This window comes from Gilliamella apicola (genome assembly GCF_003202915.1).
Taxonomy (GTDB): Bacteria; Pseudomonadota; Gammaproteobacteria; order Enterobacterales; family Orbaceae; genus Gilliamella; species Gilliamella apicola_Q.
In genome coordinates this window covers 29,984-48,094 of the sequence record NZ_QGLP01000010.1, presented here as the reverse complement: position 1 = coordinate 48,094, position 18,111 = coordinate 29,984, and the positions used below count along the sequence as shown (strand labels likewise).

Annotated in this window: 17 protein-coding genes and 1 tRNA gene; 9 read left to right on the top strand and 9 right to left on the bottom strand. The window is 36.9% G+C overall.

All coding sequences use genetic code 11. The annotated features are described in order from the left end of the window. Positions 1-12 precede the first annotated feature (12 nt). The 3 genes from DKK79_RS13425 to rraA all read left to right on the top strand — a co-directional run bounded on the left by DKK79_RS13425 (position 13) and on the right by rraA (position 2,757). Complete coding sequence (locus DKK79_RS13425) at positions 13-1,200, top strand: ABC transporter permease (protein ID WP_034882356.1); 1,188 nt, start codon at positions 13-15, stop codon at positions 1,198-1,200. Positions 1,201-1,273: 73 nt separating this feature from the next. Beyond that, the gene (locus tag DKK79_RS13420) at positions 1,274-2,176 is read left to right on the top strand and encodes a 1,4-dihydroxy-2-naphthoate polyprenyltransferase (protein ID WP_034882358.1); all 903 of its coding nucleotides are present in this window, start codon (positions 1,274-1,276) and stop codon (positions 2,174-2,176) included. Positions 2,177-2,265: 89 nt separating this feature from the next. Then, positions 2,266-2,757, top strand: coding sequence for a ribonuclease E activity regulator RraA (gene rraA, locus DKK79_RS13415; RefSeq protein ID WP_034882360.1), 492 nt, complete (start codon positions 2,266-2,268; stop codon positions 2,755-2,757). 106 nt (positions 2,758-2,863) lie between these two features. Here the strand turns inward: rraA and dprA are convergent, their stop codons facing one another. Continuing rightward, on the bottom strand, positions 2,864-3,985 hold the full coding sequence (gene dprA / locus DKK79_RS13410; RefSeq protein ID WP_220019287.1) for a DNA-processing protein DprA: 1,122 nt from the start codon (positions 3,983-3,985) through the stop codon (positions 2,864-2,866). A gap of 160 nt (positions 3,986-4,145) precedes the next feature. Between dprA and def the strand changes: the two genes are divergently transcribed. After that, positions 4,146-4,658, top strand: coding sequence for a peptide deformylase (gene def / locus DKK79_RS13405; protein WP_034882366.1), 513 nt, complete (start codon positions 4,146-4,148; stop codon positions 4,656-4,658). 43 nt (positions 4,659-4,701) lie between these two features. Here def and grpE read toward each other — a convergent pair whose 3' ends face one another. Then, a complete protein-coding gene (grpE, locus tag DKK79_RS13400) occupies positions 4,702-5,286 on the bottom strand; it encodes a nucleotide exchange factor GrpE (RefSeq protein ID WP_110424508.1) in 585 nt (194 codons plus the stop codon). A gap of 154 nt (positions 5,287-5,440) precedes the next feature. On the opposite strand from grpE, the gene nadK reads away from it, so the two are divergent. After that, positions 5,441-6,319 carry an NAD(+) kinase gene (gene nadK / locus DKK79_RS13395; protein ID WP_034882371.1) on the top strand — a complete coding sequence of 293 codons (879 nt, stop codon included), beginning with the start codon at positions 5,441-5,443 and terminating at the stop codon, positions 6,317-6,319. Positions 6,320-6,368: 49 nt separating this feature from the next. Here nadK and DKK79_RS13390 read toward each other — a convergent pair whose 3' ends face one another. Then, complete coding sequence (locus DKK79_RS13390; protein ID WP_034882373.1) at positions 6,369-6,866, bottom strand: phosphatidylglycerophosphatase A family protein; 498 nt, start codon at positions 6,864-6,866, stop codon at positions 6,369-6,371. 96 nt (positions 6,867-6,962) lie between these two features. Continuing rightward, positions 6,963-7,973, bottom strand: coding sequence for an ornithine carbamoyltransferase (argF, locus tag DKK79_RS13385; RefSeq protein ID WP_110424507.1), 1,011 nt, complete (start codon positions 7,971-7,973; stop codon positions 6,963-6,965). A gap of 267 nt (positions 7,974-8,240) precedes the next feature. On the opposite strand from argF, the gene carA reads away from it, so the two are divergent. Both carA and carB read left to right on the top strand, forming a co-directional pair. After that, the gene (gene carA, locus DKK79_RS13380) at positions 8,241-9,401 is read left to right on the top strand and encodes a glutamine-hydrolyzing carbamoyl-phosphate synthase small subunit (RefSeq protein WP_110424506.1); all 1,161 of its coding nucleotides are present in this window, start codon (positions 8,241-8,243) and stop codon (positions 9,399-9,401) included. 1 nt (position 9,402) lies between these two features. Continuing rightward, a complete protein-coding gene (gene carB / locus DKK79_RS13375) occupies positions 9,403-12,618 on the top strand; it encodes a carbamoyl-phosphate synthase large subunit (RefSeq protein ID WP_110424505.1) in 3,216 nt (1,071 codons plus the stop codon). Between the two features lie 58 nt (positions 12,619-12,676). On the opposite strand, the gene DKK79_RS13370 is transcribed toward carB, so the two are convergent. The 4 genes from DKK79_RS13370 to DKK79_RS13355 form a co-directional block, all read right to left on the bottom strand. Then, positions 12,677-13,096, bottom strand: a complete 420-nt coding sequence (locus DKK79_RS13370; protein WP_110424504.1) for a GFA family protein — start codon at positions 13,094-13,096, stop codon at positions 12,677-12,679. A gap of 226 nt (positions 13,097-13,322) precedes the next feature. Then, the gene (locus DKK79_RS13365) at positions 13,323-14,582 is read right to left on the bottom strand and encodes an MFS transporter (RefSeq protein WP_034882378.1); all 1,260 of its coding nucleotides are present in this window, start codon (positions 14,580-14,582) and stop codon (positions 13,323-13,325) included. A gap of 73 nt (positions 14,583-14,655) precedes the next feature. Further along, positions 14,656-15,309, bottom strand: coding sequence for a hypothetical protein (locus DKK79_RS13360; RefSeq protein WP_110424503.1), 654 nt, complete (start codon positions 15,307-15,309; stop codon positions 14,656-14,658). A gap of 22 nt (positions 15,310-15,331) precedes the next feature. Next, entirely contained in the window at positions 15,332-16,138 is an 807-nt protein-coding gene (locus DKK79_RS13355) for an IclR family transcriptional regulator (protein WP_110424502.1), read from the bottom strand. A gap of 184 nt (positions 16,139-16,322) precedes the next feature. On the opposite strand from DKK79_RS13355, the gene DKK79_RS13350 reads away from it, so the two are divergent. Both DKK79_RS13350 and DKK79_RS13345 read left to right on the top strand, forming a co-directional pair. Continuing rightward, positions 16,323-16,907 (top strand): AAA family ATPase, encoded by a 585-nt coding sequence (locus DKK79_RS13350; RefSeq protein ID WP_110424501.1) that lies wholly within the window; start codon positions 16,323-16,325, stop codon positions 16,905-16,907. Between the two features lie 151 nt (positions 16,908-17,058). After that, positions 17,059-17,135: transfer RNA gene (locus DKK79_RS13345), tRNA-Met, on the top strand. A 43-nt stretch (positions 17,136-17,178) separates the two neighbouring features. Here the strand turns inward: DKK79_RS13345 and metF are convergent. Further along, positions 17,179-18,054, bottom strand: a complete 876-nt coding sequence (gene metF, locus DKK79_RS13340; protein WP_110424500.1) for a methylenetetrahydrofolate reductase [NAD(P)H] — start codon at positions 18,052-18,054, stop codon at positions 17,179-17,181. Between the last annotated feature and the right edge of the window lie 57 nt (positions 18,055-18,111).

Genomic DNA, 18,111 nt, shown 5'->3' with positions numbered 1-18,111 from the left:
GGCAATATTGGGATGCTTAAGCTATTTTTATCTTCAGCTGTAAAGATGTTTTTTTATATGCTAATGCGACCAATGTGGCTGTTGCTGTTAGTGTCTGTCTCGTTAATGAGTTTAGTCTATGTAAATGGTACCATCACCAATTTGCCGGTTGCGATTGTTGATCAAGATCATACTACCACCAGTCGAAGTCTGATTCGTTCTTTAAATACCAGTTCTAAAATTGATGTGCTTACTTATGAAAGTTCATTAGAAGCTTATGATGATATTAACAGCCGTAAATTATTTGCGGTATTTACCATTCCCAGAGATTTTGAAAAACGCCTGTTAAACGGTGAAGACGTGACCATCCCTGCCTATGGAGATGCTTCTAGCCGTTTAGCTAATGGTTTGATACAAGTCGATATTCGAGGAATATATCAACAAATTTTAACCGAATATAATACCCGGGTAATGCGTAATGCTGGTTTTTCTGATCCGCAGATTAATATCATCTTATCGCCAATAAAAGGGCAAACTATGCCGCTTTATAACGCCGGTATCAGCTTTGCAGCAATTACTTTTCCTGGATTATTAGTCATGTTGTTGCAACACTCTTTTTTGATTGCTTCAACGCGTACCAACATCACTTTACACTCCTTGCCACAAGGCAAGCCACCGAGGATTGTTATCTTCGGAAGTTTATGCGGTCTTATTCCAATTTGGCTATTTTTGTCTTTGGTCCTATTTGGATTATGGCCTTGGGTGCTTGGTTACCGGCAATTAGCTAGCATACCGGCGATTTTGGTGATGACATTTCCGCTATTATTAGGCGTATTAGGTTTAAGTAAATTACTCACTGAATGTTTACACCGAACCGAGATGATTTATCTTACTTTAGCCTTTTTGACTACGCCGGTATTTTACCTTTCTGGTACTATATGGCCGCTTGATGCTATGCCGTTTTGGGTACAAACGGTATCGCGAATGTTACCATCAACCTGGGCGACCAATATGATTGCCGGTGTCAATCAGATGGGATTAGGTTTATCAGATAATTTATTTAATATATTTATGATTCTTTTTCTTGGGGCAATTTATGGGGCATTAGGCTTTTTTATTGCAGCATTACGAGAAAATAAGGTCAGAGGATATATCAAAAAAGTAAAAAAACTGATGCGCTCAAGTAATCAGAAAGTTAATAATAAATCCTCAATTAGTTAGTGTAAAAACGTGAATATACTATCAATTACTGTTATCATAACTACTTAATTTTCTAAAATAAATAACCAGTTGTATGCCCAATAAATATTATCCATGGATGATTAGTTTACGCCCTAAAACGTTAGTATTATCGCTTTCTGCTATTTTGATGGGAAATGCGCTTGCGTATTGGCAACAATCTTTTGATCTATTAATTATGCTGTTATCAATTATTACCGCATCGTTATTACAAATTTTATCCAATTTGGCCAATGATTATGGTGATGCAGTTAAAGGTAGTGATCAGCAAAACTTATTAGGGCATAAACGAGGATTACAGCTGGGATTAATCACCCTTGAACAGCTGAAAATTGCGCTTTGGATTACTGTTATACTATGTATTATGTCAGGGCTGGTTTTACTCGTTTTAGCCTGTAATAACTATCAACAGTTACTGATTTTTGTCTTATTGGGATTAGGTGCAATCATTGCGGCAATTACTTACACCATAGGGAAAAAACCGTATGGTTATATTGGACTAGGCGATCTCTCCGTTCTGATTTTTTTTGGCTTAGTTGCAGTCATTGGTAGTGACTATTTACAGACCAAAGTGTTATCAGCATCAATAGCTTTACCGGCAATTGCCAGTGGTTTGTTGGCGGTTGGAGTGCTTAATATTAATAATCTACGTGATTATGACAGTGATAAACAAAATCATAAACGGACATTGATAGTTTTGATTGGCAAAACTTACGGTTGTTGTTATCACTTTCTTTTATTAATGGTATCATTGGGTTTATTTGCGCTATTTGCTTACCAAAATCTCCATACTTATTACAGTGGATTATTTCTATTAACGTTACCACTATATATAAAACATATTTATTTGGTGTTTAAATTTAAGACAGCTAAAGAAGCAGCGCCGTTATTAATACAAATGGTCAAACTTGCTTTATTAACTAATGTACTTTATTGTTTGGGTATTATTTTGAGCTAGTTCACGTTTATGCCAAATTTATATAGTTTTACTTTATGTTAGCGTTATACTAGAATCAAATAGATATTACAGTTAAAGGAGACTCGACCATGGAATTTGAAACATCAATTCTTTGCGATTACTACCCAGAAGATGTAAATGTCGTAGAACCGATATTTAGTAACTTTGGTGGTGTGACTTCGTTTTCAGGCCAGATTGTTACAGTGAAATGTTTTGAGGATAACGGCATATTGTACGAAGTGTTACAATCCGATGGTGCAGGAAAAGTACTGGTTATTGATGGCGGTGGTTCGGTGCGTCGAGCATTGATAGATGCCGAATTAATCGATATTGCCCTGCAAAACCAATGGGAAGGTATCATTGTTTATGGAGCGGTGCGCCAAGTTGATTATATCGCCGATGCTGAAATTGGAGTACAAGCACTGGCGGCAATTCCTGTCGGCTCTGATGATCAAGGTGTAGGTGAAATAGATATTCGCGTTAACTTTGGTGGCGTGACGTTCTTCTCTGGCGACTTTATCTATGCTGATAATACTGGCATTATCTTATCTGAAATTGCGCTTGAAATAGACGATAAATAAATCGCATAGCATATTTATAAACCGCTTAATAAAAGTGTCCAACTTTATGGGGTCACCTCACTTTTACAGCGGTTTTTTAGGTAAAAAACTTTCCTCAACCTTTTGGCTATCGCACAGTATCTTGTGCGGTTCTTGTTCGGTTACGAATGTAACCACCCGTGACGGTAATGATTAATCCTGCTATTTCCATGTCTAATAATTTAATGGTTAGCTCAGGAATGGGTAAATTAACAAGGGACGCAATGGTATCAACTGGAATTGGTTGATGGTGAATAACGGCAAAAATGTCAGGATATAACACACTATTACTCTCTTGGTTATCAAAATCACTTTGTCTTTCAATTGTGGATAAAAAGCCACTATAATGTTCTAAAATATCAGTTGGTTCGGTGACTAAATAGGCACCTTGTTTGATTAAATAATGAGTACCATGGCTATTTTGATTATCGATATCCCCCGGCAATGCAAACACATCACGATTTTGTTCAAGCGCATAACGAGCAGTAATAAGTGATCCGCTTTTTTCCGATGCCTCAACCACAAATGTCCCTAAACTTAATCCACTAATAATACGATTGCGGCGCGGAAAGTATTCGGATCTTGCTTTTTCAAATGGATAAAATTCTGAAATGATAGCCCCATTTTGTGCCAAAATATCATTGGCTAATCTAACATTTGAACGAGGTGTAATTTGCGCTAAACCGCTCCCCAAAACGGCAATAGTATTTCCTGATACCTCAAGTGCACCACGATGACAGATCGCATCTAAACCCAGTGCCAGTCCGCTAGTTACCGTCAAACCATTAATGGCTAATTCACTAGCAAAATATCGTCCCCATTGTGCACCATACTCACTAAATTCACGACTACCTACCATCGCAATTTGTGGTGAATGTAATAACTGTTTATTGCCCATAACAAATAACAATGGCGGTGGTGAACTTATCTGTTTAAGCAATATTGGATAATCGGAATCACAATAGGCAATCAAATATTTGGCAGGATAAGGTGTGGCTAACCAATCGAGTACTGGTTCAAAATGAAGATAAGAGGTTTGAAAAAATTGCTCTTGAACCGTTTTGGATAAACCTAGTTTATCTAACAATAACGATACATCATTGATGTTATTTGGCAGACCATTGCTAAAGCAAAGACTAATTCGCTCAAAACAGCCCATTCTTTTATGACCAAGCATTGAAATTCGTAATAAAAATTCATATTTACTCATTACTGTCCTTTTTCATCTACATCGTTGCTTGGTGCCATATCTGGAATTGATTAGATATATTTGACCAATAGTCAACTAAGGCTATTCACCAGCATCATAAATGTTTACAATGTAGGCGAATCTGAAAAAACACAAAATTGAGGAGTAGATCGAAGAATTTATGGCTATTTTACCGGTATTACGTTTCCCAGACGAACGACTTCGCAAAATCGCAAAGCCTGTCTCTAATTTTACACCAGAGCTACAAGAAATTATCGATAACATGACCGAAACCATGTACGCTGAAAATGGTATTGGACTTGCAGCGACGCAAGTAGATGTGCATGAACAGATCATTGTAATTGATGTGTCAGAAGATCGAAGCCAGCTTTATGTGATTATCAATCCGGAAGTGATCTGCCAAGAAGGCGAAACTGGCATTGAAGAGGGATGTTTGTCGATACCTGACTGCCGTGGATTTGTACCAAGATCAGAAAAAATCAAGATCAAAGCATTAGATCGTGAGGGTAATCCTTATGAAATTGATGCTGATGAACTATTGGCGATTTGTATTCAGCATGAAATGGATCACTTAAAAGGAAAACTGTTTGTCGATTATCTCTCGCCATTAAAGCGTCAACGTATTGAACAAAAGATGAAAAAACTAGCTCGTGAAGAGCAAAAGAATCGATAGCATAAACCGCCACTAATTTGGCGGTTTTTCGTTTAAGTGACCATTATTTAGCGACAATTACCATCGCCGGTCGAATGAGTCGGCCATTAAGTGTATAGCCTTTTTGGATAGTATTTACAATCTGTCCTGACTGATGTTCAGGCGATTCAACCATACTAATTGCTTGGTGCAGATCTGGATTGAGTTGTGAATCAGCTGTATTGATTACATCAATGCCAAATTTTTTGACCGTATCTAAAAATGATTTCAAGGTTAACTCTAACCCTTCCACTGTTGCTTGGTGTTCTGGATTGTTTTTATCGGTAGATTCTAACGCACGCTCAAGATTATCAATCACCGGTAGTAGCTCATTTGAGAATTTTTCTAGCGCAAATTTACGCGCTTTATCCACATCTTGCTCAACACGTTTGCGAACATTATCAATTTCTGCTCGAGCACGAATCATTGCTTCGCTTTCATTTTTCTTAGCAATTTGTAATGCTTGTTCAAGTTCAGCAATACGTGCATCTTTAGCCTTTAACTGCTCTTCAACACTTACTTGTGATGGGGTTTGTTCTTCAGTTGTTTGCTCAGCAGCGGTTTCAATGTTTGTTTCATTTTCTGACATATTGTTCTCTTGTTCAGTCATACGGTACTCCAAATTTAGTCGAAAACTTAGTGAATAACAGTTATTATGGGGATAATTTTTATTATTACAAGTTTAACGATAAGATGATATCGTGTTTTTTAATTGATAACTAAAAAATAATTGTACTTAAGTCAAAAATAAACAAGGATATTTTATGGGTAGACCATTTAAATGTGTTGGTTTGGTTGGGATTCCACGTAAGTTAGAGGCGATTGAAACTCACCAAGTACTATATGACTGGCTAGTTAACTTAGGTATTGAAGTTTTGGTTGAAGATCAATTAGCTCAATACATTAAATTCCCTAACAATGTATATGCATCATTAGATACTATTGGTGAGCAAGCCGATTTAGCCATTGTGGTGGGTGGCGATGGTAATATGTTGCGTTCAGCCCGTCACTTATCACACTATAAAATCAAAGTCATTGGCGTAAATCGTGGTAATTTAGGTTTTTTAACCGATATTTCTCATGATCATGTCATCGAACAATTAACCCCAGTTATCAAAGGTGAATATGATGATGATCCTCGATTTTTATTGGAAGTATCAATTTATAGTGATGGTCAGTTAATTAATTCTGGTTTTGCGGTAAATGAAATAGTGGTTACCCCCAATACAGTTGCCCATATGATTGATTATGATGTCTATATCAATGAGCGTAATGCATTTTCGCAGCATGCAGATGGCTTAATTATTGCCACACCGACCGGTTCAACCGCGTACTCACTATCGGCCGGTGGTCCGATTCTTGCGCCACATTTAGATGCGTTAATTATTACACCAATGTTTCCACACTCGTTAGCGGTTAGACCATTGGTAATAAAAAGTGATAATCCTATCCATCTTAAATTTCCCACAACCGCGTTGGATCTTAATATTGCTTGTGATAGCCAAATTATTTTACCGATTAAACCGACACAAGATGTGATTATTCGTCGCTCAGATTATGAATTTAACTTAATCCATTCGAAAGATTATGACTATTTTAATAATCTCTCGAGTAAACTAGGTTGGTCGCAGAAAATGTTTTAGTGGAAAATTATTACTTCAAGTAAATTATCATTTAAAGATAAATCTATCTTTAAATGATAAAGGTTAACGCATAAACCGTTAATGATGAAAAGATTGCGGCGATCACATCATCAACCATAATACCAAATCCACCCGGCATGCGTTTATCAAACCAGCGGATTGGCCAAGGTTTTGCCATATCAAAGACTCTAAAAGCGACAAAAGCAATAGCAATCCATAAAACAGATATTTGTGGAATAAAAAATAGGGTAATCCACATACCAACAAATTCATCCCATACTATATGCCCAGAATCATGGGTGTGGGTATCATCTGAAGTTTTTTGACATAAAAAACAACCAAAAATAAAGGCGACAACTATTAACACCCAATATAAATACGGTTGCAAACCATCAAATAGCAGCCAAAGTGGAATTGCCATTGCTGATCCCATTGTGCCGGGCATAATAGGTGACATTCCCGATCCTAAACCCACCGCGAGTAGATGGATAGGATTTGTTAATTGGACATATTTTTTAAAGTCTCTATTTCGCTCTTGTTTTGTCATTATGTTAAAGGTCTGTTAGATAAAATAATGCCGACTTAAAGTCGGCAAAAAACGGTTTAGCTAAATCAAGCTAAGCATCAGTGATAATCAACTATATTATTCGTCTTTCGCTAACGTTGCAACCATTACCGCTTTTATCGTATGGAGGCGGTTTTCCGCTTCGTCAAATACAATGCTATGTTTTGATTCAAAGACTTCATCTGTCACTTCTAAACCATTTTGCAAACCATATTGAGCCGACATTTGTTTGCCCACAGTGGTATTCATATCATGGAAAGCCGGTAAACAGTGCATAAATTTCACATTTGGGTTGCCAGTTAATTCGATAACATTTTGATTGACTTGATATGGTGTTAATAATTTTACTCGTTCGTCCCACACTTCTTTAGGCTCACCCATTGAGACCCATACATCAGTATAAAGAAAATCTACATCTTTGACACCTGAAGCAACATCTTCCGTTAAAATAATTTTAGCACCGGTGGTTTTAGCGATTTCTTGGCATTTTTGTACTAATTCGGCTTCAGGTTGGCAAGCTTTTGGGGCAACTAAGCGAATTTCCATCCCCATTAATGCAGCACCTTCCATTAAGGAATTTCCCATATTATTTCGTGCATCACCTAAATAGGCAAATTTAACACTGTTTAATGCTCTATCGCCAATATGTTCTTTCATCGTCATAAAATCAGCTAAAATTTGCGTTGGGTGTGCTTCGGTAGTTAAACCATTCCAAACCGGCACGCCAGCATATTTTGCTAAAGTTTCAACAATTTCTTGCCCATAACCACGATATTCAATGCCATCATACATTCTACCTAATACCCGAGCGGTATCGGCAATCGACTCTTTGTGTCCGATTTGACTACCACTTGGCCCTAAATAGGTAACTTGTGCTCCTTGATCAAAGCCACCAACTTCAAAAGCACAGCGTGTACGGGTTGAGTCTTTTTCAAAAATAAGGGCAATATTTTTACCAACTAAATGTTTTTTTTCGCTACCGTGTTTTTTGGCTTTTTTTAATTCGATAGCAAGCTGAATCAGCTGGTTAATTTCTGCTGGGGTAAAGTCGAGTAAACGTAAAAAATGACGTTGATAAAAACCGTGCATATTGAGCTCCTAATATCGGTAAATATTGTTACGATTTTATTTGAATAATTATGCAATTTCAAGCTAAACATTTTTAATTTAGTTAATATTATTTTTTAATCTTTGAATTGTCTAAAAAATTAGATTTTATTATTTAATTATTTTTTATAATATCGCTTTTTTTGTTCAAAAAAGTGTAATAAAATGGCCAAACATTAGATCCTAAAAAAATAGTTAAATGAATTATTATTCATAATTATTGATTATTTAATCAAAGGTTGTTTAATCATGCAAACTTATGCCCTCCTTATGTTACAAGATGGTTCGCAATTTATTGGCAAATCAATTGGTGCTAACGGACAGACTGTTGGGGAAGTAGTATTTAATACTTCAATGACAGGTTATCAAGAAATCCTAACCGATCCTTCTTATTCGGAACAATTAGTTACTCTCACTTATCCCCACATTGGTAATGTAGGAACAAATGGTGCGGATGCCGAATCTAGCCAAATTTATGCAAAAGGGCTGATTATTCGCGATCTGCCGTTAATTGCGAGCAATTATCGAAGTGAAATGGATCTTTCCAGTTATTTAAAACAGCATAATGTAATTGCAATTGCGGATATTGATACGCGTCGTTTAACTCGTATTTTACGTGAAAAAGGGGCACAACATGGTGTGATCATTACCGCTAATGATAAACAGACCTTATTAGATAAAGCCGAAAATGCCAAACAGGAAGCACTAAATTATAAAGGGTTAAGTGGATTAGATTTAGCTAAAGAAGTGACTTGTAAGGAAAGTTACACATGGACTAATCGTATTTGGACAAGACAACAAGAGCATCCTACACCAAAAGCAGAAAGTGAATTACCTTATCATGTTGTTGCTTATGACTTTGGTGTTAAACAAAATATTTTAAGGATGTTAGTTGCGCGTGGATGTAAGTTAACTGTTGTTCCCGCTAAAACGCCAGCAAATGAAGTGCTGGCACTGAATCCGGATGGTATCTTTTTATCAAATGGTCCAGGAGATCCGGCGCCTTGTACTTATGCCATTGAAGCGATTAAGCAGTTTCTGACTACCGATATTCCTGTTTTTGGTATCTGTTTGGGGCACCAACTGTTAGCACTAGCCTGTGGTGCTAAAACTATCAAAATGAAATTTGGTCATCATGGAGGGAATCATCCGGTTAAAGATCTGGAAAATAATCGTGTCATGATTACCGCACAAAATCACGGATTTGCTGTTGATGAAAGCACCTTGCCAGCACATTTACGCGCTACACATAAATCCTTATTTGATGGTTCATTACAAGGGATTCATCATAATCAAAAACCTGCATTTAGTTTTCAAGGACACCCTGAAGCCAGTCCTGGTCCACACGATGCTGCGCCACTTTTTGATCACTTTATCGAATTAATTAAAATTTATAAGCAGGAGCAATAATATGGCTAAGCGAACAGATATTAAAAGTATTCTAATTATTGGCGCAGGCCCAATTGTTATTGGTCAAGCTTGTGAATTTGATTATTCAGGCGCTCAGGCATGTAAAGCATTACGTGAAGAAGGATACCGAGTAATTTTAGTTAACTCTAATCCGGCAACCATTATGACCGATCCTGAAATGGCGGATGCCACCTATATTGAGCCAATTCACTGGACATGCGTGCGCAAAATTATTGAAAAAGAGCGACCCGATGCCATTTTACCAACAATGGGCGGACAAACGGCATTAAATTGCGCATTAGAACTTGAAAAACAGGGTGTATTAAAAGAGTTTAATGTTGAAATGATCGGCGCAACCGCAGATGCGATTGATAAAGCTGAAGATCGCAAACGTTTTGATCAGGCAATGAAAAAAATTGGGCTGGATACCGCACGTTCAGGTATTGCTCACTCATTACAAGAGGCTTATGCGGTACTGGAACAAGTGGGCTTTCCTTGTATTATTCGTCCATCATTCACTATGGGCGGAACAGGCGGTGGCATCGCTTATAATCAAGAAGAGTTTGAAGAAATCTGTACTCGTGGACTTGATTTATCCCCAACCAATGAACTACTGATCGACGAATCACTAATTGGCTGGAAAGAGTATGAAATGGAAGTTGTGCGTGATAAAAACGATAATTGTATTATTGTTTGTTCGATTGAAAACTTTGACGCAATGGGCATTCATACCGGTGATTCAATAACGGTTGCACCTGCACAAACTTTGACAGATAAAGAATATCAAATCATGCGTAATGCCTCAATTGCAGTATTGCGCGAAATTGGTGTTGAAACTGGCGGTTCAAACGTGCAATTTTCGGTTGATCCACAAACGGGACGATTAATTGTCATTGAGATGAATCCTCGGGTATCACGCTCTTCGGCGTTAGCCTCTAAAGCAACCGGCTTTCCTATTGCCAAGATTGCAGCTAAATTAGCCGTCGGTTATACACTTGACGAGCTTTCCAATGATATTACTGGCGGTAAAACTCCTGCTTCTTTCGAACCGTCTATTGATTATGTCGTGACTAAAATCCCACGTTTTAATTTTGAAAAATTTGCCGGTTGCAATGATCGCTTAACCACACAAATGAAATCAGTGGGTGAAGTGATGGCAATTGGCCGAACATTCCAAGAATCGATGCAAAAAGCACTTCGCGGTTTAGAAGTCGGTGCGTGCGGATTGGATGAAAAAATCGATGATGCTAGCGATGAAAAGAATCTTGCTAAAATTCGTTACGAACTACATGAAGCAGGTAGCGATCGCATTTGGTATATAGCCGATGCTTTTCGAGCAGGTTTTACAGTTGATGAAGTGTTTTTATTAACTCATATTGATCGCTGGTTCTTAGTGCAAATAGAAGAACTAGTGCAAATAGAAAACCGCTTAAAGCAACAAACCATTAATGATCTTGATCAAGAGACATTATGGCAACTTAAACGTAAAGGCTTTTCGGATCTTCGTATTGCTAAACTGCTTAATACTCAAGAACAAGCCGTGCGAGATCTGCGCGTACAATATGATATTCACCCAGTTTATAAACGCGTGGATACCTGTGCAGCTGAGTTTTCAACCGATACCGCCTATCTTTACTCAACCTATGAACAAGAGTGTGAGGCCAATCCACAATTTAATCGTAAAAAGATTATGATTTTAGGAGGAGGACCTAATCGTATTGGACAAGGGATCGAATTTGATTACTGCTGTGTACATGCTGCTTTAGCTTTACGTGAAGATGGCTTTGAAACCATTATGGTAAATTGCAATCCCGAAACAGTTTCAACCGATTATGATACTTCCGATAGACTCTATTTTGAGCCGGTTACCCTTGAAGATGTGCTTGAAATTGCCCACGTTGAAAAACCTAATGGCGTGATAGTACAGTATGGTGGACAAACTCCGCTGAAATTGGCGCGAGCCCTTGAAGCTGCCGGAATTCCAATTATTGGTACTTCACCTGATGCCATAGACAGAGCCGAAGATCGCAAACGCTTTCAAGAAGTAGTCGATAAATTAAAATTAAAACAGCCTGTTAATGCCACCGTAACCGATATTGATGAAGCGGTAATCAAGGCAGAGCAAATCGGTTATCCACTTGTGGTGCGTCCATCTTATGTATTAGGCGGACGAGCAATGGAAATTGTCTACAATGAACAAGATTTACGACGCTACTTTAAAACCGCAGTAAGTGAATCCAATAATGCGCCGGTACTACTTGACCACTTTTTAGATGATGCCATTGAGGTGGATATTGATGTGATTGCAGATGGCGAACAAATCGTTATTGGTGGCATTATGGAACATATTGAACAAGCCGGTATTCACTCGGGTGATTCAGCTTGTTCACTGCCAACTCATACCTTAAGCCCTGAAATTTTAGCTGAACTGCGAAAACAAGCGAAACAATTGGCGTTTGAACTTAATGTAAAAGGTTTAATGAATGGGCAATTTGCTGTCAAAGATAATCAAGTTTATCTAATTGAAATTAATCCGCGTGCAGCCCGTACGGTGCCATTTGTCTCGAAAGCGACAGGCTTACCACTGGCTAAAATTGCTGCCCGCGTTATGACAGGGCAATCGCTGACCAAGCAAAATGTCACTCAAGAAGTGATTCCGCCTTATTACTCAGTTAAAGAAGTGGTATTACCGTTTAATAAGTTTAGCGGTGTTGACCCAATTTTAGGGCCTGAAATGCGCTCAACCGGCGAAGTCATGGGAATTGGTAAAACATTTGCCGAAGCCTTTGCCAAAGCACAGCTTGGCAGCTTGTCGAATATGAAAAAATCCGGCAAAGCATTACTTTCTATTCGTGAACAAGATAAACCACGTCTATTAGAAGTTGCTAAACGATTAATCGCTCATGGATTTACTATTGATGCCACACTTGGCACAGCAAAAGCATTGCAACAAGCAGGAATTGCCTGCCAAATTGTCAAGAAAGAGAATGAAGGTCGACCAAATATTCATGATCATATCAAAAATGGCGAGTACAGTTATATTCTTAACACAACGTCAGGGCGAGCTGCTATTGAAGCCTCTAAAATCCTGCGCCGTAGTGCTATCCAATATAAAGTCCATTACGATACCACTATGAATGCTGCTTATGCCACAACGTCGGCACTAGATTACGATCCTGCCAACAGTGTGATACCATTACAGGCACTTTATCAATAACCAAAAAGACGAGCAATGCTCGTCTTTTTTATAAATATATCAAGTTATAATTTATTTTTTAAGCCTTTCCTGCCGCCATCGCTAAAATATCTGCTTCGGTTAATTTATGAGTCGGATTAGCAAACGCGTAGCAAGTTGGTTTTTTATCAATAAAGACTTCAGCCGTGAATTTTAACTCTTTAATATCGTCAAAGATCCAAGCAGCAATATAGTAATTTTGCGTACCTTTTAAATGATAATAAAGATGAGAGCCACACTCTTTACAAAATGCTCTTTCCGCCCACTCTGATGAGTTAAAATGGGTAACATTTTCTTGTCCTTCTATCGTTAAATCACCACTGTGCGCTAAGGTCATTAAAGGCCCTGCACTCCATTTACGACAAGTTTGGCAATGACATGCACTAAACTCCGTATTGGCAAATGGTACAGATAATTTAACTTTTCCACACAAACAAGATCCATGATATTGAGTTGACATACTTATTTCCTTTTTTCTTATTAAAGATTTTATGTAATTGTAAAGATGTTAGCATAATGAATTGTCAACGAGAATAAATTTTGTAGTAAAAAAATATTGAGGAATGTATACCGTATAAGCATATAAGTAATTTTGGGTGGTAATAGTGTAGTGTGAAGTAACTTAGTAAGCCCACATGAATTAGTGAGCTTATTTGAGATAAAATAGATTGTTAGGATATCTAGTTTTAATCTTCTTTAGTGATTGGTTTCTTTAAGAATATTCCGTAGGAGATTGCACCTAATATAAGTAAACAAGCACCTAGTATAAATACATAACCAAAGCTGCCAGTGATATCTAAAATGATACCAGTAATAATTGGCGCCATAGCTGCACCAAGAAATCCACCAAAGTTTTGGATAGCACCCAATGAACCAACTTGATGACTAGGAGCAACATCAGCAGCTAAAGTCCAGATAACACCTGATGGTAATTGAGAGGCGAAATAGCCTACTGATAATAGAACAATACTTAATACAGTATTATCAATAAAAGCGATTGGAGCAACGGAAGCCGCTGCAATTATTGCCCCACCTACAATAGGAATTTTTCTGGCGTTGATAGGTTTAAATCCACGACGTATAGCATAATCAGAAATAATGCCACCTAAAATTACGCCAATAATTCCACAGAAAAAAGGAATTGAAGCTATCCAACCCATCTGTTTTAGCGTGAATCCTTGTTCTTTTTCCAAATAGCTTGGTAACCAAGTCAAGTAGACCCAAATAGTGAACATAATGCCAAAATTACCTAGGATCATAAACCAAGTCATTTTTTGTTTTAACAAATCACCCCAAGATGATTGTGCTTGTTTAGTTTTAGGTTCTTCTTGATTATTATCACCTTTTATTATTAATAATTCTTGTGGTGTTGGATCGCGATATATTTTTAGCCATACTAACATTACAAGTAGTCCAAATACCCCAATGATAATAAACATCCCACGCCAGCTCATCGTTAACATTAATATAGTTAATAGTGGAGGAGCGATAGCATTAGCTATTTGTGAGCCGGTATTAATAATCGAAACTGGTACGCCTCGTTCCTCTTTTGAGAACCATGTTTGTGTGGTCTTTAATCCCGAGGTAAAGAATGGTGATTCCACCACACCTAGTACGACTCGCATAGCGTAAAACATTGAGTAGCTATTTAAGAAGCCACATATGATAGTCACTATTGACCATAATCCAGATGCCCAAGAAAACATTTTTTTCGGACCAAATTTATCAACCAACCATCCTGCTGGTAAGTTAGCCAGTGCATAAGGCCAGAGAAAAGCTGACAGTAAAAATCCCATTTGTGTTTGCGATAAACCGAATTCTTGAGCAATAGTTGTATTGGCAATACTTAAATTTGATCTATCTAAATAATTAACGATAGCACCAATTACGAGAAGGATAATAAATCCCCAACGTAATTTTGGTTTAATTTTTTGTTGTGTTGTCATTTTTATTTGCACCTTTCTTTAGACAAAACCATCCCATAGACATATAAAAATATGCCTTTATTAATCAATTTTATTATAATTTAGCTTTAGCTTTTTTTACTGCTTCCAAAAAAGTTTGCGCCGCTTTTGTTACTTTACTCATATCATTGTCATGTGCTGCAGCTTTAGTAATATAGCTGGCAACACCGACACATACTGCACCAGCCGAAAACCACTGATGAACATTTTCTGGTGTTACTCCACCTGTAGGCGATATTGGCGCATGAGAGAGTGGTGCTAGCACCGATTTTATATAATTAGGATTAACAAACTCGGCAGGAAATAATTTTACAATATCAGCTCCAGCTTCTAAGGTATTTTGAATCTCTGTTGGCGTGTAAGCACCACTCATCGTTACTACTTGGTAGCGATTGGCAACTTTTATCATGTCTGGATTTAAATTTGGGCTAACGAGTAGTTCTGCTCCAGCCAAAATAGCAGCACGAGCTGTTTCACCATCTAATACTGTACCTGTTCCAATTAAAACACCTTGTTTTTTATATTTATCTGATAAATATTTGACTACTTGTAAGGCATTGGGTACCGCCATCGGAATTTCAATAACGTTGATTCCACCTTGTATTGCTGCTTCAGCAACTTCAATTGATTCACTGTCTGTTGCTAATCTAACAATTAATACAATTCCTGAATCAATAATTTTGTTTAAGTTTTCTAATTTGCGATACATTTTTTATCTCCAATAATCTTGGTTAGCTATTTATGTTATAGAGGTTATTTCCTGCAAATCCCAATTTCCTTGAAATTTGCAACGCGGTTTCTTTGACTAATTTAGCTATAAGTTGTTCTTTATCTTTTGTCATACCACTATATAAACTAGCAACACTGAATGACGCGACGGATTCATTTTCATGATTACGAATTGCAGAGCTAATGCAATACATATCTAGATTATCTTCTCTATCATCAATCGCATATCCACGTAATCTGGTATTGCTGGCATCTTCTAATACTTCTTTTTGATTGGTATGTGAGAGTGGTGTTTTGCTGGCATAAGGCTCTTCGCCTAAAATTTCAATTATTTTAGTATCACAGAACGCATACAATAATCCTTTGCCTAACCCTGTGGTATGTAAATTACGTCGAGATCCTAATTTAGCTGTTGGTTTTATCGTTGAATGATTTTCCGCTTTATCGATATAAACGATTTTGTCTTTATCCTTTACGCCGAGAAATACAGTACTGCCGGTTTGACGATTAAGTTCTTGAATGAATGGTCTTGCCGCATCAGCAATCCCCATATTGGTAATAACGGAACTTCCTATTTCAAATGCTAATAGACTGAGCCCATAAGTTTTTTGCTTATCATCTTTTATTTCAATAATTCCTTTATAAAGTAATGTTTGAATCAGTTCAAAGGCACTACTTTTAGGTAATTGCATCATTTCACAAATATTGTTAAGCGTCAAAAACTTGTCACTACTTACCAAGAGCAAAAGTAGATCTATGGTTCTGGCTGCCGATTTATTCAGTTTTAACGGTATTGTTTCTTTTTTCATGATTTCGCAAATGTGAACTGTGAGCTAGGTTCAATTATTAAACTTTATTTCTGTATTTAATATAACATGTCATATTATTATTGTATTTCAATTTTATAGGATATTATGCAAATTATTATTTAGTTCACATTAATGGTTCGCATTCATGAAATTAGGTTCGCAAATGCGAAAAAGGAGATGAAATATGGAAAAAAATGTAAATACAAAAGCTATCTTTCTTATTGGCGCAGCTGGCTCAGGAAAATCAACTGTAGGTAAATTTTTAGCTTCAAAATTACACTATTGTTACTTAGATAAAGATATTGTTGCTAATCGCTTTACCGGTGAGTTATTAATATCTAAAGGTTATGAGCCAACAGCTAGAGATGGATGTGAATATTATAAAAATCAAATAATGGAACTTGAGTATCAAACATTGTTACACATTGCTAGTGAAAATCTAAAATTAAATAATTCAGTGGTGCTTGATGCCCCTTTTTTGAGTTATTTTTCTGATAAAGATTATATTGCCAAGATGAATCAAAAATTTGGTTTTAACCAAAGTGATATCTATGTTTTAGATGTTTTTGTCCCACCAGCAATTTTAAAGCAGCGGATTATAGAACGTGATAATCCTCGAGATACATGGAAATTAGAAAATTGGGAAAAGTTTATTGCAGACACAAATCAAAAAAGATGTTTATGGCAGGGAGTTAAATATATAAAATTTGATAATAGCGCTGCTGAAATAGCAGAATCTTTTCTTTTAGATAGTTTTACCGATAAATAAATTGGCATAATACTGTAAAAATATTGATAATCGCATGCTTATTCGTATAAAAAATGCGATTATTTGGTAATGAATGCGTAAAAAAAGGGTCGTTTAGACTAGAAAGGTATTGCTTTATTATTTAATTACTATATTATAGCAACCTCTTTGACGCGGGGTGGAGCAGCTTGGTAGCTCGTCGGGCTCATAACCCGAAGGTCGTTGGTTCAAATCCAGCCCCCGCAACCAATTCTACCAAACCTTTCTCATATTCTTACAAACAACTAAATAATTACGCTGATTTTGGCACCGCAAGCAGTGTTGATACCGCTTCGCTAATGCGTCTAGCAATGTAACTATTGTTCATTGTATATAAATGGATACCATCAACGTTTTGTGAGACTAAATCAACAATCTGATCAATAGCATAAGCTATACCAGCATCACGAAATGCATCTGGATGATGTTCATATTTTTCCATCATCTGTTTGAACTTTTTAGGTAAATTTACGCCACACATTGAAACCATGCGTTCAATTTGATTTTTATTAGTAACTGGCATAATACCTGCTTCAATTGGTACATTAATATCCATATCATGCGCTTTATCTAAAAAGGCATAAAAATAGTCATTATCAAAAAATAGTTGTGAAATTAACTGATCGGTACCGGCATTTACTTTCTCTTTTAGATGGATTAAATCTTGTTTAAGCGTCGTTGCTTCAAGATGCCCTTCTGGATAGCATGCGCCAATAACATTAAAATCACCATTTTCTTTAATAAAGGTGACTAATTCGCTAGCAAAGCGAAAATCATCTTTAGGTGTTACATTGGGACTGATATCACCACGTAATGCTAATACGTTATCAATTCCAGCACATTTGAGGTCGTGAAGAATTTTTAGCATTTCGGCTTTGTCGAAGTTAATCCCCGGTAAATGGGCGACACTTTCAATACCATAAGTATGTTTAACTGCATGCGCAATATCAATCGTAGTTTGACCATTTAAACTACCACCAGCCCCATAAGTGACACTAATAAAGTCAGGTTTGAAGTAACCTAATTCGCGTAAAGTGCTATAAATTGTCTCTAATGGTGACGTTTTTTTAGGTGGAAAAACCTCAAAGGAGAATACTGTTTTTTGGTTAAATAATAAATTTGTTTTCATTGGTACCATCCATTCTTGCTATCTTTTTTACTCTACTGACATTACCGCCGCCTATAA